Consider the following 25325-nt stretch of genomic DNA (forward strand, 5'->3'; position numbering starts at 1 on the left):
GATTCATCAGCCCTACGGATGGCTGATCAGAATGGTGTTCGTTCGACATAAAAAAAGCGGACCGAGGTCCGCTTCTTGCTTAGCTCTGATGTATCAAGCGTAGCCGTAGTTCATCAGGCGCTGATAGCGACGGTTGAGCAACTCTTCGGTGCTCAGCACATCGAGATCGGCCAGATCCGCTAACAGCTGCTGCTTCAGGCTGGCAGCGATATCAATTGGATGACGATGCGCGCCGCCCAGCGGCTCAGGAATAATGGAATCGATCAGCTTCAGCTCTTTCAGACGCTCAGCCGTGATACCCATCGCTTCCGCAGCCAGCGGTGCTTTGTCAGCGCTTTTCCACAGGATTGACGCACAACCTTCCGGTGAAATCACCGAATAGGTGCTGTACTGCAGCATGTTCACTTTATCGCCCACGCCGATTGCCAGCGCACCACCGGAACCGCCTTCGCCAATTACGGTACAAATCACCGGAATTTTCAGGCCAGACATTTCACGCAGGTTGCGTGCGATCGCTTCAGACTGGCCGCGCTCTTCTGCACCCACGCCCGGATAAGCTCCCGGTGTATCGATGAAGGTGATCAGCGGCATCTTAAAGCGTTCAGCCATTTCCATCAGACGCAGCGCTTTGCGATAGCCTTCTGGTGCCGGCATACCGAAGTTACGACGGATTTTCTCTTTGGTTTCGCGACCTTTCTGATGACCAATGATCATCACTGGACGACCGTCGAGACGGGCAATACCGCCGACAATCGCTTTATCATCGGCATAAGCACGATCGCCGGCCAGTTCGTCGAAATCATCAAACGCGTTGCGGATATAGTCCAGTGTATAAGGGCGCAGCGGATGACGCGCGAGTTGCGCCACTTGCCATGCACCCAAATCGGAGAAGATTTTACGGGTCAGCTCAACGCTTTTTTCACGCAGACGCTGCACTTCTTCATCCAAATTAATATCGTGTTTCTCATCCGAACGGCCAATCGATTTTAACGAGTCGATTTTCGCTTCAAGCTCTGCGATTGGCTGTTCAAAATCCAGGTAATTAAGACTCATAATGTTCCTGTTTTAGTCAAACTCCAGTTCCACCTGTTCCGATCCTACTAACGACCGCAAATCGTTGAGTAAACGATCGCTGGGCGAAATTCGCCACGCTGCACCAAAGCGTAGCTTCGCCCGCGCATCGGCTCTCTGATAGTAGAGATGCACCGGAATGGTCCCGGAGCGATGAGGCTCCAGAGACTGGCGGAGACGGTTTAAAAGCTGGTCATCAATTTGCCTGTCCGTCAGCGAGATAGCAAGTCCGCGCGCGTATTTTTCCCGCGCTTCGTCGATGTCCATCACTTCTCGAGCGGTCATTTTAAGGCCACCGCTAAAGTCATCAAAGCTGACCTGTCCACTGACGATCAGGATACGGTCCTTCTCCAGCAACTGCTGGTATTTATCTAACGCATCGGTAAATAACATCACTTCAAGACGACCAGAACGATCGTCAATCGTACAAATACCAATTCGGTTGCCGCGCTTGGTGACCATCACGCGGGCGGCAATCACCAGCCCCGCCGCGACGGTTACTTTACCACGATCTGTCGGATGCATGTCTTTCAGGCGCATGCCGCCGACGTAACGCTCAATTTCTTTCAAATACTGATTAATCGGATGGCCTGTGAGATAGAGACCCAAAGTCTCACGTTCGCCATCCAGTTGAATTTGTTCCGGCCATGGCGTGATGCTGGCATAGGATTTCTCCACCTGCTCCGGCTCTTCCGCCAGCACGCCAAACATATCCGCCTGGCCGATGGCTTCGGCTTTGGCGTGTTGATCGGCGGCTTTCAGCGCATCGCCGAGCGCACTCATTAACGCTGCACGATGTGGACCGAGGCGATCGAACGCACCCGACATGATCAATTTTTCCATCACGCGACGGTTGATCTTTTTGGTGTCGGTACGCGCGCAGAGATCAAACAGCTCTTTGAAATAACCGCCTTCGTTACGCGCATCAATGATCGCTTCGATCGGGCCTTCACCCACGCCTTTGATCGCGCCGATGCCGTAAACGATCTCGCCTTCATCATTCACATGGAACGGATATAAACCGGAGTTAATGTCCGGTGGCAGCACTTTGAGGCCCATGCGCCAGCATTCGTCCACCAGCCCAACCACCTTTTCGGTGTTGTCCATATCGGCAGTCATTACCGCTGCCATGAACTCAGCCGGATAGTGCGCTTTCAGCCACAACGTTTGATAGGAAACCAGCGCGTAAGCGGCGGAGTGCGACTTGTTAAAGCCATAACCGGCGAACTTCTCTACCAGATCGAAGATTTTCATCGACAGTTCACCGTCGACGCCCATCTTCTCCGCACCGTCCTGGAACACCGAACGCTGCTTCGCCATCTCTTCGGGTTTCTTTTTACCCATCGCACGACGCAACATATCTGCGCCGCCCAGCGTATAGCCGGACAGCACCTGCGCAATCTGCATCACCTGTTCCTGATACAGAATGATGCCGTAGGTTGGCTCCAGCACCGGTTTCAGGGTTTCGTGCTGCCACTGAATATCCGGATACGAAATCTCTTCGCGGCCGTGCTTACGGTCAATAAAGTTATCGACCATGCCCGATTGCAGCGGTCCCGGACGGAACAGCGCCACCAGTGCGATCATATCTTCGAAGCAGTCAGGCTTCAGACGTTTGATCAGATCTTTCATACCGCGCGATTCAAGCTGGAACACCGCCGTGGTTTCCGAGCGTTGCAGCATGTCGAAACTTTTTTTGTCTTCCAGCGGGATGGCGGCGATATCAATCGGTGGCAAACCCTGCTTTTCACGGCGCGGGTTAATCATCTTCAGCGCCCAGTCGATGATGGTGAGCGTACGCAGGCCGAGGAAGTCAAACTTCACCAGCCCGGCATATTCCACGTCATTCTTATCAAATTGGGTAACCGGGAATTGCCCATTTTCATCGCAGTACAGCGGCGCAAAATCGGTGATTTTGGTCGGCGAAATCACCACACCACCGGCGTGTTTACCGGCGTTACGCGTGACACCTTCCAGTTTGCGCGCCATGTCGATCAGCGCTTTGACCTCTTCGTCTGCCTCGTAGATCTCCGGCAGCTGCGGTTCAGCCAGGAAGGCTTTCTCCAGCGTCATGCCCGGATCCGGCGGGATCAATTTCGAGATACGATCAACAAAACCGTACGGATGGCCGAGTACGCGGCCCACATCACGGATAACCGCTTTTGCCGCCATGGTACCGAAGGTAATGATCTGTGATACCGCATCGCGTCCATACATATCGGCCACGTGGTCGATTACCTGATCGCGCTTCTCCATGCAGAAGTCGACGTCGAAGTCGGGCATCGAGACACGTTCCGGGTTCAGGAAGCGTTCGAACAGCAGGTCAAACTCCAGCGGATCGATATCGGTAATTTTCAGCGCATACGCCACCAAAGAACCGGCACCCGAACCACGGCCTGGACCGACGGGAATGCCGTTGTCCTTCGACCACTGGATAAACTCCATCACGATCAGGAAGTAGCCGGGGAAGCCCATCTGGTTGATAACGGTGAGTTCAATCTCCAGACGTTCATCATATTCCACGCGTTTTTCAGCGCGCACCGCCGGATCCGGGAAGAGGAATTCCATACGCTCTTCAAGACCTTCCTGTGACTTCGCCACGAGGAAGTCTTCGGTGCTCATATCACCGGTGGGGAACTGCGGCAGGAAATATTCGCCGAGGCGCACCGTCACGTTACAGCGCTTAGCAATCTCTACGCTATTTTCCAGTGCTTCCGGGATGTCCGAGAACAGCTCGCACATCTCCTCTTCACTGCGCATATATTGCTGAGGACTGTAATTGCGCGGACGCTTGGGATCGTCCAGCGTATAGCCGTCATGAATCGCGACGCGGATTTCATGCGCATCAAAATCTTCTTCATTCAGGAAGCACACTTCGTTGGTGGCAACGACGGGAACGCCTTCGGCCACCGCCAGCTCGACGGCGGCATGCAGATACGCTTCTTCATCGGCGCGACCAGTGCGCATCAATTCCAGGTAATAACGATTCGGGAAGTGTTCCTGATAAAAGCTCAAACACTGCGCTACCATTGCGCTATTGCCGCGCAGCAGGCTGCGGCCGACATCGCCGCGACGTCCGCCCGACAGCAGAATCAGGCCTTCACCCAGCTCCAGCAGCCAGTCACGATCGATGATGGGACCCGCGATGCCGTAACCGCGCTGATACGCACGCGAAATCAGCAAGGTCAGGTTTTGATAACCGGTGTTATTGGCCGCCAGCAGAGTTAACTGTGTCAGCTCATCGCCCATCAATTCGCTGGCAACCTGGAAGTCAGCACCAACAATCGGCTTGATCCCCGCGCCGTGCGCACTACCGTAAAAACGCACCAGCCCGCACAGGTTGATGTAGTCGGTAATGGCGATCGCCGGCATGCCAAGCGCAGCCGCCTTCTTGATTAAAGGTCCGGTTTTCGCCAGACCATCAACCATGGAGTAATCACTGTGGACGCGCAGATGTATAAAACGAGGTTCAGCCATATCAGTTTCCGGTTAAAACAGCGTCAGGCTATTAAAGCGTAGTCGGCTGGCGTGCTGCCAGCACGTCGGCATCAATCAAGGCGTTGCGCACCGGCGCAAAGCTGCGGCGATGATGAGGTGTGGCGCCGTGCTGCGTCAGCTTTTCCATGTGCAGCGCGGTTGGATAACCTTTGTGCTGCGCAAAACCATACTCAGGGAACAGCAGATCCAGCTCGGCCATTTCACGATCGCGCGTGACTTTGGCAATGATCGAAGCCGCGCTGATCTCTTTGACCAGGCTATCCCCTTTCACCACCGCCTGCGAAGGCATCGGTAATGCCGGGCAACGGTTGCCATCAATCAGCACGAAACCCGGCACGATGGGTAAACCCGCCACCGCGCGCTGCATCGCCAGCATGGTAGCGTGCAAAATATTCAGCTGATCAATCTCTTCCGGTTCGGCACGCCCTAAACTCCAGGCCAGCGCCTTCTCTTTGATCTCGTCATACAGCGCTAAACGGCGCTTCTCTGACAACTTTTTGGAGTCGGCCAATCCGATAATCGGGTTGGCCGGATCGAGGATCACGGCTGCCGTGACCACTGCGCCCACCAGCGGACCGCGTCCGACTTCATCAACGCCCGCAATCAGCTGCGCGTTGGGATAAATGAATTCATCCATTGATGATCTCCAGTACCGCATCCGCCGCTTGCTCATCGGCATTCCAGCGAATCTGTTGATGCAATTCGGTGAAGGTATTCAGTAACGCTTCGCGCTCAGGCCCGGCATGCAGTAACGGCTCAAGTGCCGCAGCCAAGGCTTCCGGCTGACATTCGTCTTGCAGCAGCTCTTTCACCAGTTCACGACCGGCCAGCAAATTTGGCAGGGAAACGTACGGCGTTTTCACCAGGCGTTTTGCGAGCCAGAAAGTAAACGGCTTCATACGATAACCGACCACCATCGGGCATTTTGCCAGCATACACTCCAGCGCGGCGGTGCCGGACGCCAGAATTGCCGCGTCGCTGGCCAGCATCGCCTGACGGCCTTTGCCATCTAGCAAATGCATCGGCAGTTCAGGCGCAACTTGCGCTTTGATCTGCTCAAACTGCTCACGCCGTTTGGTGTTCACCAGCGGCACCACGATTTCCAGCGTTGGATAGCGCTGACGCAGCAGCTGCGCGGCGCGCAGGAAATCGGCGCTGAGCATTTCAACTTCCGCACCGCGACTGCCCGGTAACAAGCCAAGGCAAATCGCCTCATCGGCAATGCCCAAGTCGCGGCGCGCAGCCAGCTTATCCGGCTGCAGCGGCATCGCATCAGCCATGGTGTGACCGATAAAGCGGCACGGCACGTTATAACGATCGTAAAACGCTTTTTCAAACGGCAAAAACGCCAACACCAGATTGGTGTTGCGACCGATTTTAAATACGCGTTTTTGACGCCACGCCCAAACCGAAGGGCTGACGTAATGAATGGTGCGGATGCCCGTGCGCTTGAGGTTGCCTTCCAACGTGATGTTGAAATCCGGCGCATCAATGCCCACGAACACATCCGGCTTGAGTTCGGTGAAGCGCTGCGTCAGGTCACGACGAATTTTCAGCAGGCGCCGCAGGCGTCCCAGCACTTCGACGATGCCCATCACCGCCAGCTCTTCCATCTCATACCAGGCTTCGCAGCCTTCGGCCTGCATCAGCGGACCGGCCACGCCAACAAAGCGCGCATCAGGATGGCGCGCTTTTAACGCACGGATGAGACCTGCACCAAGAATATCGCCGGAGGTTTCTCCGGCGACCAGGGCAATCGTTAGGGGACGCGCTGACATGGATTAACGAATCAATCCACGCGTTGAACGGGCAAAGAAGTCATAGAAAGGCTGCACTTCGCTGTGTTGTTTCGCCAGCTCTTCAATCTCTGGTTTCACTTCATCCAGCGTCTTGCCGCTGCGGTACAGCAGTTTGTACGCGTTGCGAATGGCATGCAGCGCTTCTTTGCTAAAGCCGCGACGCTTCAGACCTTCGATGTTAATACCATATGGTGTTGCGTGGTTGCCCTGCGCAATGACATAAGGCGGCACATCCTGCGCGACGCCTGAACAACCGCCAACCATCACGTGAGCACCAATGATGCACCACTGATGTACCGCCGTCATGCCGCCGATAATCGCAAAATCATCAACGGTGACGTGACCGCCCAGCGTGGCGTTGTTGGCAAAGATGCAGCGATTGCCGATCACGCAGTCATGCGCAATGTGAGCATTCACCATCAGCAGGTTATCGCTGCCGACCTTAGTCACATTGCCGCCCTGCGTGGTGCCACGATGAATGGTGACGCTCTCGCGGATGCGGTTGCGATCGCCAATTTCAACGCGCGTCGGTTCGCCCGCATATTTCAGGTCCTGATTCACTTCACCGATGGAAGCGAACTGGTAGATCTGATTGTCTTTGCCGATACGCGTGTGGCCGTTCACCACCACGTGCGATTTGAGTACGGTTCCTTCACCAATTTCCACATTAGCGCCGATAAAGCAAAACGGGCCGATGTGAACATTGGCGCCGATCACGGCACCCTCTTCAATGACAGAACTGGGATGGATATTGGCGGTTGAATCAATCACTTATTATGCCTCCCGGCTACGGGCACACATCATGGTCGCTTCACAGACAATTTTGCCGTCCACGGTCGCCACGCCTTTAAAGCGCGTCAGACCACGACGGGTTTTCTCGAAGGTCACTTCCATGATCATCTGATCGCCCGGCACAACCGGACGTTTGAAACGGGCTTCATCGATACCAGCGAAGTAATAGAGTTCGCCTGGTTCCAGTTTCCCAACGCTTTTGAACGCCAGAATACCGGTCGCTTGCGCCATCGCTTCCAGGATCAGAACGCCTGGGAAAATCGGCTTACCAGGGAAATGTCCCTGGAAAAACGGTTCGTTAACAGAAACGTTCTTCACCGCGCGCAGATATTTATGCTCTTCAAAATCCAGCACGCGATCAACCAGCAAGAAAGGATAGCGGTGTGGCAGCAGTTCTAAAATCTCTTCAATTTTCAGAGTATGCGTTTCAATAGTCAAAATACTCTTCCTGTCCTAAAAAATCTGATGGCAACAATAACACGGCCTGCACCGATCAAAATGATCTTCCGCAGGCCGCAAATTAGTTCGGGGCGTTTCGCTTTCTTACGATACCTGCTGCCATTCTCGGGTGACCCGAAGGTGGAAGAAAGTACACTTCTTGTTATGAAAGCGAGTAGCGTGGGATGCGTTTAGTCGTCTTTGCCGACCTTACGTTCGATGGCTTTTAAGCGTTTGCTTATTTCATCGATGTTCATCACCAGCGCTGCTGTTTTACGCCAGGTTTTGTTGGGTTGCAGTGGAATACCCGACGAATACACGCCTGGCTCTGTGATGGGGCGCATTACCATGCCCATGCCCGTTACGGTCACTTTGTCACAGATTTCCATATGGCCGTTAATGACGCTGGCGCCGCCAATCATACAGTAACGTCCAATCTTCAGACTACCCGCCATGATCACACCACCCGCAACTGCGGTGTTATCACCAATCACGACGTTGTGCGCAATCTGACACTGGTTATCTATGATAACACCATTGCCGATCAGAGTGTTATCCAGCGCGCCGCGATCGATGGTGGTACAGGCACCAATTTCTACCCGATCACCTATCACTACGGTACCCAGCTGCGGGATTTTCACCCAATTGCCGCGATCGTTAGCATACCCGAAACCATCAGCACCAATGACGGTGCCGGACTGAATCAGACAATCCTGACCAATCTGGATTTCGTGATAAATCGTGACGTTAGCCCACAAACGTGAGCCGCGACCGATACGCGTCTGCTTACCAACAAAACATCCTGCGCCAATAACGACGTCGTCACCCAGCTCTACGCCGGACTCGATCACCGCATTTGCGCCTACCGAAACGTTGTTACCCAGCTTAGCCGTTGCATCGATCACCGCGCTGGGCGCAATATTCTGCGCGGGCTGCGGCGTTGTGTCCAGCAGTTGTGCCATGCGGGCATAAGTCAGGTAAGGATTTTTCACCACCAGGGCGGCCGTTTTACACCACTCCAGATCCGCTTCCGTCAGCACCACGGCTGAAGCCTGGATAGTAGCGAGCTGCTCGCGGTAGCGGCTGTTTGCAAGAAAAGTGATTTGGCCAGTTGTGGCGGATTGCATAGAAGCAATGCCGGAGATGACGATATCGCCATCTCCGTGCAATTCTGCATCCAACTGCTGGGCTAAATCAGCCAGTCGAATTGATGACATCAATTATTTAACCTGTTTTACAACGTCAGCAGTGATGTCTTTAGCATCAGAAGAAGAGTACAGCACGGCCTGAGAGTCCAGAACCAGATCGTAACCTTCGCTTTTCGCTACAGACTGAACAGCGGTCTGGATTTTAGCCAGCAGCTTGTTACGCTCCTGCATCTGACGAGTTTGGTTGTCTTTGTCAAAAGCCTGTGCTTTTTGTTCAAAGGCAGCACGCTCAGAAGAGATTTGCTTCTCTTTCTTGGTGCGGTCGCTCGCTTTCATGGTCGATGAATTACGCTGCAGATCCTGAATTTCTTGCTGGATCTTCTGCTGCTGAGACTGGAGGTCAGAGGCGCGGCTCTGGAATTCACCTTCAAGCTGTTTAGCAACAGCGGCACGCTGCGGAGACTGCTGGAAAACCTGGCTCAGGTTCACGACGGCAACTTTATCAGCCGCTTGGGCACCCGCAGAAGCAGCTAATGCAACACCCAGAGCAGCAGCACAGAACAACTTTTTCACTATAAACTCCTTACCTCAACGTGTGTGTTTGCAGCGTGCCGCATTATCAGGCAGCACGCGTGCAAGACGGTATTTTCACTTCCCTGCTCAGAGCCTTACCAGGTTTTACCAATGTTAAACTGGAATTGCTCTGACTTGTCTCCCTCGACTTTCTTCATCGGCTGGGCGTATGAGAATACCAGCGGTCCTAACGGTGACATCCACTGCAGTGCCACACCGGCAGAGACACGAATGTTATTAGGATCGCTGTAATCTGGCACACCCGCCGCGCGTGTTTCCGCGGTGTTCTGCCATTTGGTATCCCAAACGGTACCGGCATCCATGAACACCGAGGTACGCACGGAATTCGCATACTTCTCGCTCAGGAACGGAGTTGGCGTGATCAGCTCAAGGCTGGCAATCGCCATGGCGTTACCACCGACCGCATCATCCGACTTACAGACGCCGTTTGGATCAGAGATATTACAGGTTGACGAGCCATCGTTCAGATACGCAGCTTTAGGACCAATGGTGTTGGACTGGAAGCCACGAACCGTGCTCGAACCACCGCCGTAGAAGTTCTCATAGAACGGCATCTCTTTTCCATTAAGTCCGTCACCATATCCTACACGGCCACGGCCTAACACCACCCACGTACCATCGCGGTTCAGCGGTACATATTGCTGGCTATCCAACGTCGCTTTATAGAACGCGTTATCAGAGCCTGGAATCGTCACTTTACCGTTCAGGTTGGTACGGTTACCGCGCGTTGGGAAGAAGCCACGGTCTAAGGTGTTATAGGTCCAACCGTAGTTGAAGGTGAAGTCATCTGCAGAGAAATCACCGTCATCGTTCAAGCCTTGATGGCGACCGACCGAATCCAGATAACGCCACATCGCAACCTGTGGACGCATGTTGGACAGGTCGTTATGCACGTAACCTAAACCAACACGCAGCGTGTTATTTTCGTTGACCGGGAAGCCGAGCGTACCGTCGAGACCATAACTTTTGTTGGTATAGTCAGACAGATCCGCGTTATCGGCTTTAAAGTCGTTATAGAACAAACGACCGCCAAGGCTCACACCATCGACCGTGAAGTACGGGTCGGTCAGTGAGAACTCAGCATAGGTTTGGTAATCGTTTTTGGTACCGCTGATGCCAACGGTGTTACCGGTGCCGAGCCAGTTTTCCTGGGTTACGCCCACCTGGAAGCTGACGCCACTTTCAGTACCGTAACCGACACCAAAGTTGAAGGTACCGGTATTTCGCTCTTTCACCTTGTAGACCACATCAACCTGATCCGGTGCACCCGGAACACGTTGCGTATCCACATCCACGGTTTCGAAGTAACCGGTACGATTCAGACGCTCTTTACCCTGATCGACGAGGTCGCTGCCCAACCAGGCACCTTCCATCTGACGCATTTCACGGCGCAGTACTGAATCTTTTGAAGTGTCGTTACCTTCAAAGCGCACTTTACGAACGTAGTAACGGTTGCCCGCATCCACGTTGATATGCAGCTTGACGGTTTTGTCAGCATCGTTGATTTCTGGCTGCGTCATTACGCGCGGATAGGCGTAACCGTAGCGACCCAGCAATTTCTTGATGTCATCTTCCATCTGGGTGACTTTGGTGCCGTTATACAGCTCACCCGCTGGAATTCTGGTCATCTTTTCGATTTCAGCAGAATGGCCCGCCATGCTGCCGTTCACGATCACGCCGGCAATCTTGTACTGATCGCCTTCGTTGATGTTCACGGTGATGTAGATGCCTTTCTTATCTGGCGTCAGGCTCACCTGCGTGGAATCGATGTTGAAACGCGCATAACCGCGATCCAGATAGAAGCTGCGCAGGGTTTCGAGATCGCCCGCTAACTTCTGTTTCTGGTATTTACGATCGCCCACCACGTTCCACCATGGCACTTCGTCACGCAGTGAGAAGCGCGAGATCAGTTCGTCAGAGCTAAATGCTTTATTACCGACGATGTTGATCTGCTGGATCTGCGCTGAAACGCCTTCCTGGAAGACGAATTTCAGATCCACACGGTTGCGCGGCAGCGGCGTAGCAATCGCTTTGACGCTGGCGGTGTATTTACCGACGCTGTAGTAGAAGTCTTCCAGGCCCTTCTCGATTGAAGAGAGCGTGGTGCGGTCCAGCGCTTCGCCAACGCGTACGCCAGACGCTTCGAGGTTCTGTTTCAGCTGATCTTCTTTCACCGCTTTGTTGCCGGAGAAAGTGATGTTGGCAATGGTTGGACGCTCTTTCACCTGAACAATCAGGGTTGTACCGTCACGCAGAACCTGCACATCTTCAAAGTTACCGGTGGCGAACAGTGAGCGAATGGTGTTTCTGACGTCATCGTCATTCACCGTATCACCGACACGTACCGGCATGCTGAGCAGAGCCGCGCCGACGGCGACTCGCTGGAGACCTTCGAAATGAATGTCCTTCACTACGAAATCGTCTGCACCGTAAACGGTGGCGCTGCTAAACAGCAGCGACGCTATGAGCAACTTTTTCATCGCCATCGTTGTTATGCGTTTTCCTAACACATCCCGCGCCTGTATGCGTTCCAGCTATTACAGACGAGAGAAATCATTGAAAAGTGCAAGCCCCATTAACAGCACTAGCAAGATTGAGCCAATGCGATAACTAAAGTCCTGAACTCGCTCGGACACCGGTCCACCTTTGATCTTTTCGATCGCCAGAAAGAGCAGATGACCACCATCTAAAACCGGCAGAGGGAACAGGTTAATGATGCCCAGGTTGACGCTGATCAGCGCCAGGAACATCAGGTAATAAATCACCCCGTACTCTGCTGATAACCCGGCACCCTGCGCGATCGAAATCGGCCCGCTCAGGTTATTCAGCTTCACATCCCCGATTATCAACTTGCCCAGCATGGAGACTGTTAGCTTCATCAACTGCCAGGTTTTTACACTGGCTTCGCCGATCGCCGCAAAAGGTCCATACTGCCTTACCGTTTTGTACTCATCAGGCAGCGGAATCACACGTGGGATGACACCCGCGAAGCCTTCCGCTTCATTGCCCGGTTTCGCTTCCGGCGTTAACGTCAACGCCACAGGTTCGCCGTTGCGCTCGATATCTAGCGCCATGTTTTTGCCCGGATTATCCCGCACCTGTGCCGCAAAAGCCTGCCACTGTGACAATGGCTGACCATCGACTTTAACGATCCTATCGCCCGCTTGCAAACCAGCATTGCTTGCCGGTGAGTTTGCCTGAACTTCAGCTAAGGTCGTTTCAATCTGCGGCCCACGTGGACGAATACCTAAAGCGACCACCGGATCCTGTTTATCAGGCTCAAATTGCCAATCGCGCAAATTTAATTGCTTTTGCTGCGTGGCTTCTTCGCCAAATTGCGAGACGGTAAGCGTGGCATCGCTGTCGCCGATTTTACCGATCAGCGCCATACGCACAGCATCCCAATCAGGCGTTTCGATACCATCTACCGCTTTAAGTTCCATGCCGGAGGTAATTTGCGCTTCGGCAGCGACGGAACCGTTCAGAATTTCACCAACTACGGGGCGTACACCCGGCACGCCGTGAATAAACACGACCCAGTAAGCAAAGATGGCGAAGATGAAGTTGGCGATAGGACCGGCTGCGATGATTGAAGCACGCTGCAGCACGGTTTTGTTGTTGAAGGCTTGATGACGCAGCTCGGCGGGAACGCTCTCAACGCGTTCGTCGAGCATTTTGACGTAGCCGCCGAGAGGGATCAGCGCGATGACATATTCGGTGCCCTGACGATCGCTGCGACGCCACAGCGCTTTACCAAAGCCAATCGAGAAACGTTCGACTTTGACACCGCAGCGGCGCGCCACCCAGAAATGGCCAAACTCGTGCACGGTAATCAGCACGCCAAGCGCCACGATAAAGGCGGCAAAACTCCAGAGTATACTCAACATCGTCGGCTATCCTCAGAGGGTGCGGAACACCAACAGCAGCAGGCAGGCAAACACCGGCACCGCAGCAGTCAGGCTATCAATACGATCGAGAATACCACCGTGCCCCGGAATCAAGTTACCGCTGTCTTTAATGCCCGCTTCACGCTTGAACATACTTTCTGTCAGGTCGCCCAATACCGATGCCAGCGTTGCAATCACCGCACAGATAATCAGCGTGCCCGGCGCCACCGAAAGCGGTGCCAGCAGGGCAAACAGCCAGGCAATGATGGCAGATGACAACAGGCCACCGAAGAAACCTTCCCAGGTTTTACCCGGAGAGACTTTCGGTGCCAGCTTGTGTTTGCCAAACAGACGACCAAACATGTAAGCACCGGAATCTGCGCCCCAGACAAGGAACATCACGAACAGCAGCCACCATGCTCCGGCGAAATGATCGGTATCGTAATGATACTGACGCAGCGCCATCATGCCCCAGAAGAACGGAATCAAGGTGAGCACGCCAAACAGCAGGCGCAGCGTACGCGAATGACGCCACAATGCAGCAGAAGCGGGATAGAACAGCACTAAGATGAGCGCGACAATCCACCACACCAGCGATGCCCAGAGCGAGCCTTCCATCTGGAATTGGTGCAGATTGCGTTGATAGGGTTCAAGGGTAAAGAGCATCGCGGACAGCAACAGACCGCATAGCACGGCCAGCCAGATACGTTGCTGACGCGTTTTCATGCCGGCAAACTGCCCCCATTCCCAGGCGGCAAGCATGCAGATGATGATAGTGATGATCGCAAAACCGGACAGGGGTAACCAGAACAGTGCAGCGATCACCAGCGGAATCAAAATTAACGCGGTAATCAGACGAGACTTCAGCAAAGGTTACCCCCAAATTGCTTAGGCGCCGCCTGGTGCAGTACCGCCATAGCGTCGCTCCCGCGTAGAGAATGCATTCAGTGCACCTTCAAAAACGTTTTCATCAAAATCAGGCCAAAGAACATCGGTAAACCAAAACTCAGCATAGGCGATTTGCCACAGCAGGAAGTTGCTAATCCGATGCTCTCCCCCGGTCCTTATCACTAAATCCACTGGCGCCAGCTCCTGCATACACAGATACGGAGCCAGGCTTTCTTCGGTAATCTGGTCAGGACGCAGTAAACCTTCCTGAACCTGTTCGGCCAATTTTCTGGCACCCTGGATAATATCCCAACGGCCGCCATAGTTGGCAGCAATGTTAAGGGTCAGTCCATTATTTTGCTGAGTCAGTTCCTCGGCGCGGCGAATGCGTTCCTGAATTCGGTTATTGAAACGACTGATATCACCAATAATGCGCAGACGCACATTGTGCTTGTGCAGGCTTTTGACTTCGCTGTCGAGCGCCCAGACAAACAACTCCATTAACGCTGTCACTTCCTGAATCGGACGGCTCCAGTTTTCACTGCTGAACGCATAAAGCGTGAGCGCTTCCAGTTTATGGCTGACCGCAAAGCTGACAGCCCGGCGTACTGATTTTACCCCGGCTTTGTGGCCTGAAATACGCAGTTTGCCCTGATTTTTTGCCCAGCGACCATTACCATCCATAATGATGGCCACGTGACGTGGCGTGCAGTACGACTCGTCATCGATTGTGTTGTGATTGTTGGACGACATAACGCGTAATAATTCCTTTCATCAGAAATGCTGTGGTTTCTGAATACATTGCGCCTGCAGCAAACTCCGGCAAACACGCCAGATGACATCGAAACAATGTCGGGCTGTGAAACGCGAGCGAGCGACTATACCATTTTCACCCAGAGCGAACAAATAGCGGGAACTATCAACCTGCTAAACGAAAGCGCGGTAACAATTCATTGGCACGCACGCGCGCTAACCGATCGATCTCCATCACCTCGTCAATGCTGCCCGGCTCCTGACAACTCAGGGACGCCAGCACTTCGCTGTTGATGGCGGCGATATCGGTAAAGCGAATCTGGTGCTGCAGAAAAGCTGCCACCGCCACTTCATTCGCTGCATTCAGCGACGTCGTAGCGGCCTGACCTGTGGCACAGGCATCAATCGCAAGCTTCAGGCAGGGATAGCGCTCGTAGTCCGGCTCGGCAAACGTCAACGACTTCATGCGCGTGAAGTCGAGCGGCGTTACGCCCGCAGAGATACGTGCTGGCCATGCCATGCTGTGCGCGATAGGCGTCCGCATATCCGGAGAGCCCAGTTGCGCCAGCACGCTGCCGTCGCAATAACGCACCATCGAATGGATAACCGATTGCGGATGCAGGATCACCTCCATCTGCGCGTCAGTCGCATTAAACAGCCAGCGGGCTTCAATGTATTCAAGACCTTTATTCATCATGGTGGCCGAATCAACGGAGATTTTACGCCCCATTGACCAGTTCGGATGCGCACAAGCCTGATCCGGCGACATACCGGCTAAATCCGCTAATGGCGTGTCACGAAAAGGACCACCCGATCCCGTAAGGAGAATCGACTCGATGCCGTTTCCCCGCAGATCAGCGTACCCCAACTGATGCTGTATGGAAGCGGGTAAACTCTGAAAAATGGCGTTGTGCTCGCTATCGACCGGCAGCAATTGCACCTGATGTTGGCGTACCGCCTCCATAAACAGACGGCCGCATGTGACAAGCGACTCTTTGTTGGCCAGCAGCACGGTTTTACCGGCGCGAATTGCTGCCATGGTGGGCTGTAAACCTGAGGCGCCAACAATCGCCGCCATTACCTGATCCACGTCATCGAGCGCGGCCAATTCGCAGGCTGCCTGAACGCCGGAGAGCACTTCGGTATTAACGTTGAGTGCTTTCAGTCGCTCACGCAGCGCTTGTGCGGAAGTCTCGTCGGACATCGCAGCATAGCGCGGTTGGAATTGCAGGCATTGCTCAGCCATCAACGCCACATTCTGGCCGGCCACCAGCGCGGTCACCTGATAAAGTTCAGGATTTGCGGCAATCACCGCCAGCGTGCTGGTACCAATGGAGCCGGTCGATCCCAGCAGAGTTAATCGCTTCATCATGCTATCCCTGTGAAGTCGTGGAGGGTGTCCGCAACAGCGCCGGACACAATGTAAAACGCCGCCAGAGTCGAACACGTCTCGTCTCTGAACGGCGTTTTGAAAAGCACTTGATGAAATTAGAAGTCCATCAGTTCCTTTTCTTTATCGGCCAATGCCGCATCAACACTCTTGATGTGCGCATCGGTCATTTTCTGGATCTCGTCCTGCGTACGACGTTCGTCGTCTTCGCTGATCTCTTTGTCTTTCAGCAGCGCTTTGATTTTGTCGTTGGCGTCACGGCGGACGTTACGCACAGAAACACGGCCCTGCTCAGCTTCACCACGCACGATCTTGATCAGATCTTTACGACGCTCTTCGGTCAGCGCTGGCAGCGGCACACGAATATCGCTACCGGCTGAGCTTGGGTTCAGACCCAAATCAGACGTCATAATCGCTTTCTCAACGGCAGCGCTCAGCGAGCGATCAAATACGTTGATTTTCAACGTACGTGAATCCTCTACCGTCACGCTAGCCAGCTGACGCAGCGGCGTAGGTGTACCGTAATAAGGAACCACAATGCCGTCGAGCAGTGAAGGCGAAGCACGACCGGTGCGGATTTTGCTGATGTTGTTCTTGAATGCATCCACACATTTTTCCATGCGCGTGTCTGCATCTTTTTTAATGTCGTTAATCACGTTGAAACCCTTGAATTCGGTTGACCTGGCCATTTCCGGGCTAACCGGAAGCGGTATCGATAAACATCGATCATCCTAATTGCTGCGCGATGACGGAGCATCGCGGCAAAAGAATATACCTTATTTTAACGTGCGTCGGGTATTAATGCGTAATCAGGGTGCCTTCTTTTTCACCCATCACGACGCGACGCAATGCGCCAGGCTTGTTCATGTTGAAGACGCGGATAGGCAGTTTGTGGTCACGCGCCAGCGTAAAGGCGGCGAGATCCATCACTTTAAGCTCTTTATCCAACACTTCTGCATAGCTCAGTTGGTCATACAGCGTGGCATCCGGGTTTTTCACCGGATCTTCAGAGTAGACGCCGTCTACTTTGGTGGCTTTCAGTACCACGTCGGCTTCGATTTCGATGCCGCGCAGGCAGGCTGCAGAGTCAGTGGTAAAGAACGGGTTGCCGGTACCGGCCGCAAAGATCACGACGCGGTTATTGCGCAGCAGGCTGATCGCTTCTGCCCAGCTGTAGTTATCACACACGCCGTTCAGCGGAATCGCTGACATCAAGCGCGCATTGACATACGCACGGTGCAGCGCGTCACGCATTGCCAGGCCATTCATTACTGTTGCCAGCATGCCCATATGGTCGCCGACCACACGGTTCATGCCCGCCTGGGCCAGACCTGCGCCGCGGAACAGGTTACCGCCACCAATAACCACACCCACCTGGATGCCCAATTCAACCAGCTCTTTAACCTCTTGCGCCATGCGGTCAAGCACGCTCGCGTCGATGCCAAAACCTTCGGCACCTTGCAGTGCTTCGCCACTCAGTTTTAGCAGGATACGTTGATATACAGGTTTTGCGTTGGTCGCCATGGTCAGTTCTTCCTGGAAGATATGATGAAAAGGAGAAGTAAAATCTGGTCGATCATCCGCAAAGCCCACGAGAAAAGCTATTGGGATGAGACTGAAAGTGCTGCACTAAATCGCAGACAAAAAAGAACCGCCTTGTGGCGGTTCTTTCGGACCATTAAGACTGTTTGGACATTGCAGCAACTTCTGCTGCGAAGTCAGCTTCAACTTTCTCAATGCCTTCGCCCACTTCAAAGCGGATGAAGTTGATGACGTCAGCGTTTTTCTCTTTCAACGCCTGGCCAACGGTTTTGCTTGGGTCGATAACGAAAGCCTGACCGGTCAGAGAAACTTCGCCGGTGAATTTCTTCATGCGGCCTTCAACCATTTTCTCTGCGATTTCTTTTGGCTTGCCAGACTGCATGGCGATGTCCAGCTGAACCTGGTACTCTTTCTCAACCACTTCTGCAGACACGTCTTCTGGCTTAACGAATTCTGGCTTGCTTGCAGCGATGTGCATAGCAACTTGCTTGCTCAGTTCTTCGTCAGCACCGGTGGTAGAAACAACCACACCGATACGTGCGCCATGCTGATAGCTGTTCAGCTCAGCGCCTTCCAGGATAGCAACACGACGGATGTTGATGTTCTCACCGATTTTCGCAACCAGCGCTACGCGTTCTTCTTCGAACTGCGCTTTCAGAACTTCCACATCGGTAACTTTGCCAGCGACAGCTGCATCCAGAACCTTTTCAGCAAACGCCTGGAAACCGCCATCTTTAGCAACGAAGTCGGTCTGGCAGTTTACTTCCAGGATCGCCGCGAAGCCGTCAGCGATTTTGGTTTTGATCACGCCATCAGCAGCAACGTTGCCTGCTTTCTTAGCGGCTTTGATTGCGCCAGATTTGCGCATGTTCTCAATCGCCAGCTCGATGTCGCCGTTCGCTTCGGTCAGCGCTTTTTTGCAATCCATCATGCCTGCGCCAGTACGCTCACGCAGTTCTTTTACCAATGCAGCGGTAATATCAGCCATTCCAGAATCCTCGATTCGTCTCTGTGTGCTTACACACTGTCAGAAACTTGTTGCGGAAAATTTACTCTGCCCCGCTCGCTCTGCAGTGAGCGTGACAGACTTAGATAAAATAAAGGGGCCTGAACGGCCCCCTTAACAGATAACATCTGATGTCTAAGGGCTCTTAGAAAGAGCGAACCTTATTAAGCTTCAGCAGCTTCTTCAGCCTGCTCAGCCAGATCCTGTGAACGGCCTTCGCGCACGGTAGTGGCAACGGCAGTCAAGTACAGGCTTACAGCACGGATCGCATCGTCGTTACCTGGGATAACGAAGTCAACGCCGTCTGGATCAGAGTTGGTATCAACGATAGCAAATACTGGGATACCCAGGTTGTTTGCTTCTTTGATAGCGATGTGCTCGTGATCAGCGTCAACAACGAACAGTGCATCCGGCAGACCGCCCATATCTTTGATACCGCCCAGGCTGTTTTCCAGCTTGGCCAGTTCGCGAGTGCGCATCAGCGCTTCTTTCTTGGTCAGTTTGTCGAAAGTACCGTCCTGAGACTGAGACTCAAGATCTTTCAGGCGTTTGATTGACTGACGAACGGTTTTCCAGTTAGTCAGCATGCCACCCAACCAGCGGTGGTTTACGAAGAACTGGTCGCAGCTCAGAGCTGACTCTTTTACCGCTTCGGCAGCAGCGCGCTTAGTACCAACGATCAGGATCTTACCTTTACGGGAAGAGATCTTTTTCAACTCAGCCAGAGCGTCGTTGAACATTGGCACAGTCTGCTCGAGGTTGATGATGTGAACCTTGTTACGTGCGCCGAAGATGAATGGCTTCATTTTCGGGTTCCAGTAACGGGTCTGGTGACCAAAGTGAACACCAGCCTTGAGCATGTCGCGCATTGAAACAGTTGCCATGATTACCTCTAAAGTTTGATTTGGGGTTGGGCCTCCATGTATCCCATACGACCGACCTCTTTCAAGGCACCCCGGCGTATGTGTCGATACATGTGTGTTTTAGTACACATAATGAGTTTTATGCGTTTCCTGTCAGCCAAACGTCGGTGACAGAGAATCGTCGGCGCGCTTTATACCACAATGCGCAGGAATACGCCAATAGTAGTTGAGCGCCACAGGCGCAGACAATCGCCATTTGGCAGCCCTTTTGCTGGCTGCTAACATGACTGCCACAGAACTCATTATTGTCGAAAATTTCGACGATTGCGGATTAATTTAATGGCTATTTCAATTAAAACCCCTGAAGAAATCGAAAAAATGCGCGTCGCGGGCCGTCTTGCCGCTGAAGTGCTGGAGATGATTGCACCGCACGTGGTGCCTGGCGTCACCACCGGTGAACTGGATCGTCTCTGCCACGAACACATCACCCAAAAGCAGCAGGCGATTTCCGCCTGCCTCGGCTATCACGGCTTCCCGAAATCGGTGTGTATTTCGGTGAATGAAGTGGTATGTCACGGTATTCCGAGCGACGATCGCGTGCTGAAAGATGGCGACGTGGTTAACGTCGATGTCACGGTGATCAAAGATGAGTATCACGGCGATACCTCAAAAATGTTCATCGTTGGTAAAGCGACCATTCAGGGCGAACGCCTGTGTCGCGTTACTCAGGAAAGTCTCTATATCGCCCTGCGTCTGGTGAAGCCGGGTATTCGTCTGCGTGAGCTGGGCCGCGCGATTCAGCAATATGTCGAAGCACAGGATTTTTCGGTGGTGCGCGAATATTGCGGTCACGGCATCGGCAAAGGCTTCCACGAAGAGCCGCAGGTACTGCATTATGACGCGGATGACAGCGGCGTGGTGTTGCAAGCGGGCATGACCTTCACCATCGAACCGATGGTCAATGCCGGTGATTACCGCATCCGCACCATGAAGGATGGCTGGACCGTGAAAACCAAAGATCGCAGCTTGTCCGCGCAGTATGAGCATACTATTGTGGTGACAGAAAACGGCTGTGAGATTCTGACGCTGCGTGAAGACGACACCATTCCAGCGGTGCTCGCAAACGTCGCGTAATCATCTCGCTAACAGTACCAGGCCGGCTTATAGCTGGCCTTTTTTATGTGCGTAATGAAGAGGCATGTTGATGAGTGGTAGCGTGACCGAAGCAGTACACAAAGGCCTGACCGATTCCCCCGCCAGCTGGCCCGATGACGCCCTGACGCGCGACAAGCTCAAGCAGTATCTTGAGCAATTCCAGCAGCATCTGGGCATCGCATTTGATGCGGGTACCGATATCGAATCCCTGATTGATGCGCGCACGCTGTTTATCGACCGCTTATTGCGTCGTCTGTGGCGCTTCTTTGGTTTCGACCAGATGAAGGAGATCGCGCTGGTTGCCGTTGGCGGCTATGGTCGCGGCGAACTGCATCCGCTCTCCGATATTGACGTGCTGATCCTCAGCCGCCAGCCGCTGGACGACGCGGCCGCGCAGCGCACCAGCGAGTTGCTAACGCTGATGTGGGATTTGAAGCTGGAAGTCGGCCACAGCGTCCGTACGCTGGAAGAGTGCCTGCTGGAAGGTTTATCCGATCTTACGGTCGCCACCAATCTGATCGAATCGCGCATGCTTACCGGCGATGTGGCGCTGTTTCTCGAACTGCAAAAGAACATCTTCAGCGATGGCTTCTGGCCGTCGTCGCGCTTCTTCGCTGCCAAAATTGAAGAGCAGCAGGAGCGCCACCAGCGCTATCACGGCACCAGCTACAACCTTGAACCGGATATCAAAAGTAGCCCCGGCGGCCTGCGCGACATTCACACGCTGCAATGGGTGGCGCGCCGTCACTTTGGCGCCACCACCATGGATGAGATGGTCGGTTTCGGCTTTATCACCGAAGCGGAACGCAATGAAATCAATGAGTGTCAGGAATTTTTGTGGCGCATTCGCTTTGCGCTGCACTTAACGCTGCCGCGCTATGACAATCGTCTGCTGTTTGATCGCCAGCTGACTGTCGCTCAACGCCTCAACTATCTGGGCGAAGTCAACGAGCCGGTTGAGCGCATGATGAAGGACTTCTACCGCGTCACGCGCCGCATCGGCGAACTCAATCAGATGCTGCTGCAGCTGTTCGATGAAGCGATTCTGGCGCTTTCGACCACTGAAAAGCCGCGCAACATCGATGACGATTTCCAGATTCGCGGAGACCTCATCGACCTGCGCGATCTCACGCTGTTTGAGCGTGAGCCGCAAGCCATTCTGCGAATGTTTTACGTGATGGTGCGTAACGAAAACATCAAAGGTATTTACTCCACCACGCTGCGGCAGCTGCGCTATGCGCGCCGCCACCTGAAACAGCCGCTGTGTCAGATTCCTGAAGCGCGTGAAACCTTTATGGCAATTCTGCGTCATCCTGGCGCGGTAAAGCGCGCGCTGGTGCCGATGCACCGTCACAGCGTGTTGTGGGCTTATACGCCGCTGTGGGGCAACATCGTCGGTCAGATGCAGTTCGATCTGTTCCACGCTTACACGGTGGATGAGCACACCATTCGCGTGCTGCAGAAGCTGGAGAGTTTTGCCGACGAAGCCACGCGCCCGATGCATCCGTTGTGCGTTGAGCTCTGGCCGCGCCTGCCGCAGCCGGAACTGTTGCTGATGGCCGCGCTGCTGCACGATATCGCCAAAGGTCGCAACGGCGATCACTCCATTCTCGGCGCGCAGGATGCGCTCGACTTCGCCGAATTACACGGCCTGAACTCCCGCGAAACCCAGCTGGTTGCCTGGCTGGTACGCCATCATTTATTGATGTCAGTCACCGCGCAGCGCCGCGATATTCAGGATCCCACCGTGATTCAGCAGTTCGCCGAAGTGATGCAGAACGAAAACCGCTTGCGCTATCTGGCGTGCCTGACGGTTTCCGATATCTGCGCCACCAATGAAAGCTTGTGGAACAGCTGGAAGCAGAGTTTGTTGCGCGAGCTGTTCTTCGCGACCGAAAAACAGCTGCGTCGCGGCATGGAAAACAGCCCGGATCTGCGCGAGCGCGTGCGCCATCACCGTCTGCAAGCGCTGGCGCTGCTGCGTATGGAAAATCTCGACGAAGAGCGTTTGCACCATATCTGGAGCCGCTGCCGCGCCGACTATTTCCTGCGCCACACCCCAAATCAGCTTGCATGGCATGCGCGCCACTTAATTCATCACGATCTCAACAAACCGCTGGTGTTGGTCAGCCCGCAGGCCACGCGCGGGGGTACCGAGATCTTTATCTGGAGCCCGGATCGTCCGCACCTGTTTGCGGCGGTGGCCGGCGAACTGGATCGCCGCAATCTCAGCGTCCATGATGCGCAGATCTTTACCAGCCGCGATGGCATGGCGATGGACACCTTTATTGTGCTGGAGCCAGATGGCAGCCCGCTGGCCGCCGATCGCCATCCGCTGATCATTCAGGCGCTGGAACAAGCCATCACGCAAAACGAATGGGTGCCGCCGCGTACGCGCCGCCAGTCTGCGCGCCTCAAGCATTTCAGTGTCGATACCGAAGTCAATTTCCTGCCGACACACACCGATCGCCGCAGTTATCTGGAATTGGTCGCGCTCGATCAACCCGGCTTGCTGGCGCGCGTGGGGGAAGTGTTCGCCGATTTGGGCGTGTCGCTACACGGCGCACGCATCAGTACGATTGGTGAACGGGTTGAGGATCTTTTCATCCTCGCCGATAGCGAGCGACGTGCGCTTGGGGTGGAAATGCGCAATGTGTTGCAACAGAGGTTGACAGAGGCCCTTAATCCAAACGATAAACAATGATCTACCCGTCATCATTCAAACCGCAGGGGCGTTGGCTTTCCTCGCTCGACCTGGTCACATACTGATGTATGCTCCCAGGCTCTCGCTGCGTCGCCGCGTTATTCGGCCGCTGGCCTCACCTCTTACGGGGCCAGCGCAAGCGCTGTTCAAAACGCTAAATCGTTTTGTCCTGCAGCTTGAATGATTTAGGGTAGACATATTAATCATGTCCGAATTTACGGACATCCGTTTTGACAGAATCAGGAAATAAATATGCAACAGTTACAGAGCGTTATCGAATCTGCCTTTGAGCGCCGCGCCGACATCACGCCATCTAGCGTAGACAGCGCGACCCGCGATGCTATCACCCAGGTTATTGGCCTGCTGGATAGCGGTGAACTGCGCGTGTCTGAAAAGATCAACGGTGAGTGGGTAACGCATCAGTGGCTGAAGAAAGCAGTGCTGTTGTCGTTCCGCATCAACGACAACCAGGTCATGGAAGGTTCTGAAACCCGCTTCTACGACAAAGTGCCAATGAAGTTTGCTGGCTGGGATGAGGCGCGTTTCAAAAACGCCGGTTTCCGCGTTGTGCCACCGGCTGCCGTGCGTCAGGGCGCATTCATCGCACGTAATACTGTGCTGATGCCTTCCTACGTCAACATCGGCGCTTACGTTGATGAAGGCACCATGGTTGATACCTGGGCGACCGTAGGTTCTTGCGCGCAGATCGGTAAAAACGTCCACCTGTCAGGCGGCGTGGGCATCGGTGGCGTGCTGGAGCCGCTGCAGGCTAACCCAACCATCATCGAAGATAACTGCTTCATCGGCGCACGTTCAGAAATCGTTGAAGGCGTGATCGTCGAAGAAGGTTCAGTAATCTCCATGGGCGTCTATATCGGCCAGAGCACCAAAATCTTCGACCGCGAAACTGGCGAAGTGCATTACGGCCGCGTACCTGCGGGTTCCGTGGTGGTTTCAGGTAACCTGCCGTCAAAAGATGGTAGCTACAGCCTGTACTGCGCGGTAATCGTGAAGAAAGTTGACGCTAAAACTCTCAGCAAAACAGGCATTAACGAACTGCTGCGCAGCATCGACTAAGCTTCTCCTGCCTGAAAATCTTCCCAACGGGCCTGCCTACAGGCCCGTAATTATTTGTTTACACTCCCGCCTGAATTACCTGTTTCGCGCCGCGAATTAACACGTGCGTTTATTTTTCAAACAGTTCATAATCCGCGCCAAGTTAACTCCGGTCGCGCACTGTTCATCCCGGTTTTTGTGTCTACAGTTGATTAAGTATGCCGTAAGCGTTCCGGTTGCCGCGTTTCTGCTGCATCCCGAATGATGATGATAGTCCTGCGCGCTCACCCACTCTTAGATGGAATATAAACGCTATGTACGACAACCTGAAAAGCTTAGGTATCAGCAACCCTGACGACATCGACCGTTACAGCCTGCGTCAGGAAGCTAACAACGACATTCTTAAAATCTACTTCCGCAAAGATAAAGGTGAATTCTTCGCTAAAAGCGTGAAATTCAAATACCCACGTCAGCGTAAAACCGTTGTCGCCGATCACACCAGCCAGGGTTACAAAGAAGTGCAGGAAATCAGCCCGAACCTGCGTTATGTGATCGATGAGCTGGACCAGATTTGCCAGCGCGACCAGGTTGAAGTGGATCTGAAGCGTAAAATTCTGGCGGATCTGCGTCATCTGGAAAGCGTGGTCTCGAACAAGATTGCTGAAATCGAATCAGACCTCGATCAGCTGACCCGCAACAACCGTTAATTTCGCGCTTTAGATAACAGGCCAGCCGATGCTG

Annotated in this window: 21 protein-coding genes; 4 read left to right on the plus strand and 17 right to left on the minus strand. The window is 53.8% G+C overall.

What is annotated here, in order from left to right:
• Nucleotides 1-93 precede the first annotated feature (93 nt).
• The 17 genes from accA to rpsB form a co-directional block, all read right to left on the minus strand.
• Complete coding sequence (gene accA, locus HX773_RS04800; RefSeq protein ID WP_176970641.1) at nucleotides 94-1053, minus strand: acetyl-CoA carboxylase carboxyl transferase subunit alpha; 960 nt, start codon at nucleotides 1051-1053, stop codon at nucleotides 94-96.
• A 12-nt stretch (nucleotides 1054-1065) separates the two neighbouring features.
• Entirely contained in the window at nucleotides 1066-4548 is a 3483-nt protein-coding gene (gene dnaE, locus HX773_RS04805; RefSeq protein ID WP_176970642.1) for a DNA polymerase III subunit alpha, read from the minus strand.
• A gap of 31 nt (nucleotides 4549-4579) precedes the next feature.
• The gene (rnhB, locus tag HX773_RS04810) at nucleotides 4580-5206 is read right to left on the minus strand and encodes a ribonuclease HII (RefSeq protein WP_176970643.1); all 627 of its coding nucleotides are present in this window, start codon (nucleotides 5204-5206) and stop codon (nucleotides 4580-4582) included.
• The gene (gene lpxB, locus HX773_RS04815) at nucleotides 5199-6347 is read right to left on the minus strand and encodes a lipid-A-disaccharide synthase (RefSeq protein ID WP_176970644.1); all 1149 of its coding nucleotides are present in this window, start codon (nucleotides 6345-6347) and stop codon (nucleotides 5199-5201) included. The genes rnhB and lpxB overlap by 8 nt, the downstream gene beginning before the upstream one ends.
• 3 nt (nucleotides 6348-6350) lie before the next feature.
• Nucleotides 6351-7139: an acyl-ACP--UDP-N-acetylglucosamine O-acyltransferase gene (lpxA, locus tag HX773_RS04820; RefSeq protein WP_176970645.1), complete on the minus strand. Its 789-nt coding sequence runs from the start codon at nucleotides 7137-7139 to the stop codon at nucleotides 6351-6353.
• Between the two features lie 3 nt (nucleotides 7140-7142).
• Complete coding sequence (gene fabZ, locus HX773_RS04825) at nucleotides 7143-7598, minus strand: 3-hydroxyacyl-ACP dehydratase FabZ (RefSeq protein WP_176970646.1); 456 nt, start codon at nucleotides 7596-7598, stop codon at nucleotides 7143-7145.
• 191 nt (nucleotides 7599-7789) lie between these two features.
• A complete protein-coding gene (gene lpxD / locus HX773_RS04830; RefSeq protein WP_110867574.1) occupies nucleotides 7790-8815 on the minus strand; it encodes a UDP-3-O-(3-hydroxymyristoyl)glucosamine N-acyltransferase in 1026 nt (341 codons plus the stop codon).
• A 3-nt stretch (nucleotides 8816-8818) separates the two neighbouring features.
• A complete protein-coding gene (locus HX773_RS04835) occupies nucleotides 8819-9319 on the minus strand; it encodes an OmpH family outer membrane protein (protein WP_176970647.1) in 501 nt (166 codons plus the stop codon).
• Nucleotides 9320-9414: 95 nt separating this feature from the next.
• A complete protein-coding gene (gene bamA, locus HX773_RS04840; RefSeq protein WP_176970794.1) occupies nucleotides 9415-11826 on the minus strand; it encodes an outer membrane protein assembly factor BamA in 2412 nt (803 codons plus the stop codon).
• Nucleotides 11827-11877: 51 nt separating this feature from the next.
• On the minus strand, nucleotides 11878-13227 hold the full coding sequence (gene rseP, locus HX773_RS04845; protein WP_101762045.1) for a sigma E protease regulator RseP: 1350 nt from the start codon (nucleotides 13225-13227) through the stop codon (nucleotides 11878-11880).
• A gap of 12 nt (nucleotides 13228-13239) precedes the next feature.
• Nucleotides 13240-14097, minus strand: coding sequence for a phosphatidate cytidylyltransferase (cdsA, locus tag HX773_RS04850; protein ID WP_176970648.1), 858 nt, complete (start codon nucleotides 14095-14097; stop codon nucleotides 13240-13242).
• Nucleotides 14098-14115: 18 nt separating this feature from the next.
• Complete coding sequence (gene ispU, locus HX773_RS04855; RefSeq protein ID WP_007893909.1) at nucleotides 14116-14868, minus strand: (2E,6E)-farnesyl-diphosphate-specific ditrans,polycis-undecaprenyl-diphosphate synthase; 753 nt, start codon at nucleotides 14866-14868, stop codon at nucleotides 14116-14118.
• Nucleotides 14869-15034: 166 nt separating this feature from the next.
• Entirely contained in the window at nucleotides 15035-16237 is a 1203-nt protein-coding gene (ispC, locus tag HX773_RS04860; RefSeq protein ID WP_176970649.1) for a 1-deoxy-D-xylulose-5-phosphate reductoisomerase, read from the minus strand.
• Between the two features lie 119 nt (nucleotides 16238-16356).
• Nucleotides 16357-16914, minus strand: coding sequence for a ribosome recycling factor (gene frr / locus HX773_RS04865; protein ID WP_036649587.1), 558 nt, complete (start codon nucleotides 16912-16914; stop codon nucleotides 16357-16359).
• Nucleotides 16915-17056: 142 nt separating this feature from the next.
• Complete coding sequence (gene pyrH, locus HX773_RS04870; protein WP_007893903.1) at nucleotides 17057-17782, minus strand: UMP kinase; 726 nt, start codon at nucleotides 17780-17782, stop codon at nucleotides 17057-17059.
• A 154-nt stretch (nucleotides 17783-17936) separates the two neighbouring features.
• The gene (tsf, locus tag HX773_RS04875) at nucleotides 17937-18788 is read right to left on the minus strand and encodes a translation elongation factor Ts (RefSeq protein ID WP_176970650.1); all 852 of its coding nucleotides are present in this window, start codon (nucleotides 18786-18788) and stop codon (nucleotides 17937-17939) included.
• 182 nt (nucleotides 18789-18970) lie between these two features.
• Entirely contained in the window at nucleotides 18971-19690 is a 720-nt protein-coding gene (gene rpsB / locus HX773_RS04880; protein ID WP_007893898.1) for a 30S ribosomal protein S2, read from the minus strand.
• 318 nt (nucleotides 19691-20008) lie between these two features.
• Here rpsB and map point away from each other — a divergent pair, with 318 nt between their 5' ends.
• From map to HX773_RS04900, 4 genes are all read left to right on the plus strand, one after another.
• On the plus strand, nucleotides 20009-20803 hold the full coding sequence (gene map, locus HX773_RS04885; protein ID WP_176970651.1) for a type I methionyl aminopeptidase: 795 nt from the start codon (nucleotides 20009-20011) through the stop codon (nucleotides 20801-20803).
• A gap of 70 nt (nucleotides 20804-20873) precedes the next feature.
• A complete protein-coding gene (glnD, locus tag HX773_RS04890) occupies nucleotides 20874-23528 on the plus strand; it encodes a bifunctional uridylyltransferase/uridylyl-removing protein GlnD (RefSeq protein ID WP_176970652.1) in 2655 nt (884 codons plus the stop codon).
• A gap of 252 nt (nucleotides 23529-23780) precedes the next feature.
• Nucleotides 23781-24605: a 2,3,4,5-tetrahydropyridine-2,6-dicarboxylate N-succinyltransferase gene (gene dapD, locus HX773_RS04895; RefSeq protein ID WP_008108489.1), complete on the plus strand. Its 825-nt coding sequence runs from the start codon at nucleotides 23781-23783 to the stop codon at nucleotides 24603-24605.
• A gap of 293 nt (nucleotides 24606-24898) precedes the next feature.
• Nucleotides 24899-25291 (plus strand): DUF3461 family protein, encoded by a 393-nt coding sequence (locus tag HX773_RS04900; protein ID WP_007893894.1) that lies wholly within the window; start codon nucleotides 24899-24901, stop codon nucleotides 25289-25291.
• Nucleotides 25292-25325: the final 34 nt, after the last annotated feature.

Origin of the sequence: Pantoea sp. B9002, assembly GCF_013385945.1 — a bacterium.
Lineage (GTDB): Bacteria > Pseudomonadota > Gammaproteobacteria > Enterobacterales > Enterobacteriaceae > Pantoea.

Excerpts from the sequence above, each read along its gene's own strand:
- accA (WP_176970641.1), bottom strand. The coding sequence starts at position 1,053 with ATGAGTCTTAATTACCTGGATTTTGAACAGCCAATCGCAGAGCTTGAA.
- dnaE (WP_176970642.1), bottom strand. The coding sequence starts at position 4,548 with ATGGCTGAACCTCGTTTTATACATCTGCGCGTCCACAGTGATTACTCC.
- rnhB (WP_176970643.1), bottom strand. The coding sequence starts at position 5,206 with ATGGATGAATTCATTTATCCCAACGCGCAGCTGATTGCGGGCGTTGAT.
- lpxB (WP_176970644.1), bottom strand. The coding sequence starts at position 6,347 with ATGTCAGCGCGTCCCCTAACGATTGCCCTGGTCGCCGGAGAAACCTCC.
- lpxD (WP_110867574.1), bottom strand. The coding sequence starts at position 8,815 with ATGTCATCAATTCGACTGGCTGATTTAGCCCAGCAGTTGGATGCAGAA.
- bamA (WP_176970794.1), bottom strand. The coding sequence starts at position 11,826 with ATGGCGATGAAAAAGTTGCTCATAGCGTCGCTGCTGTTTAGCAGCGCC.
- rseP (WP_101762045.1), bottom strand. The coding sequence starts at position 13,227 with ATGTTGAGTATACTCTGGAGTTTTGCCGCCTTTATCGTGGCGCTTGGC.
- ispU (WP_007893909.1), bottom strand. The coding sequence starts at position 14,868 with ATGTCGTCCAACAATCACAACACAATCGATGACGAGTCGTACTGCACG.
- ispC (WP_176970649.1), bottom strand. The coding sequence starts at position 16,237 with ATGAAGCGATTAACTCTGCTGGGATCGACCGGCTCCATTGGTACCAGC.
- pyrH (WP_007893903.1), bottom strand. The coding sequence starts at position 17,782 with ATGGCGACCAACGCAAAACCTGTATATCAACGTATCCTGCTAAAACTG.
- tsf (WP_176970650.1), bottom strand. The coding sequence starts at position 18,788 with ATGGCTGATATTACCGCTGCATTGGTAAAAGAACTGCGTGAGCGTACT.
- rpsB (WP_007893898.1), bottom strand. The coding sequence starts at position 19,690 with ATGGCAACTGTTTCAATGCGCGACATGCTCAAGGCTGGTGTTCACTTT.
- map (WP_176970651.1), top strand. The coding sequence starts at position 20,009 with ATGGCTATTTCAATTAAAACCCCTGAAGAAATCGAAAAAATGCGCGTC.
- glnD (WP_176970652.1), top strand. The coding sequence starts at position 20,874 with ATGAGTGGTAGCGTGACCGAAGCAGTACACAAAGGCCTGACCGATTCC.
- dapD (WP_008108489.1), top strand. The coding sequence starts at position 23,781 with ATGCAACAGTTACAGAGCGTTATCGAATCTGCCTTTGAGCGCCGCGCC.
- HX773_RS04900 (WP_007893894.1), top strand. The coding sequence starts at position 24,899 with ATGTACGACAACCTGAAAAGCTTAGGTATCAGCAACCCTGACGACATC.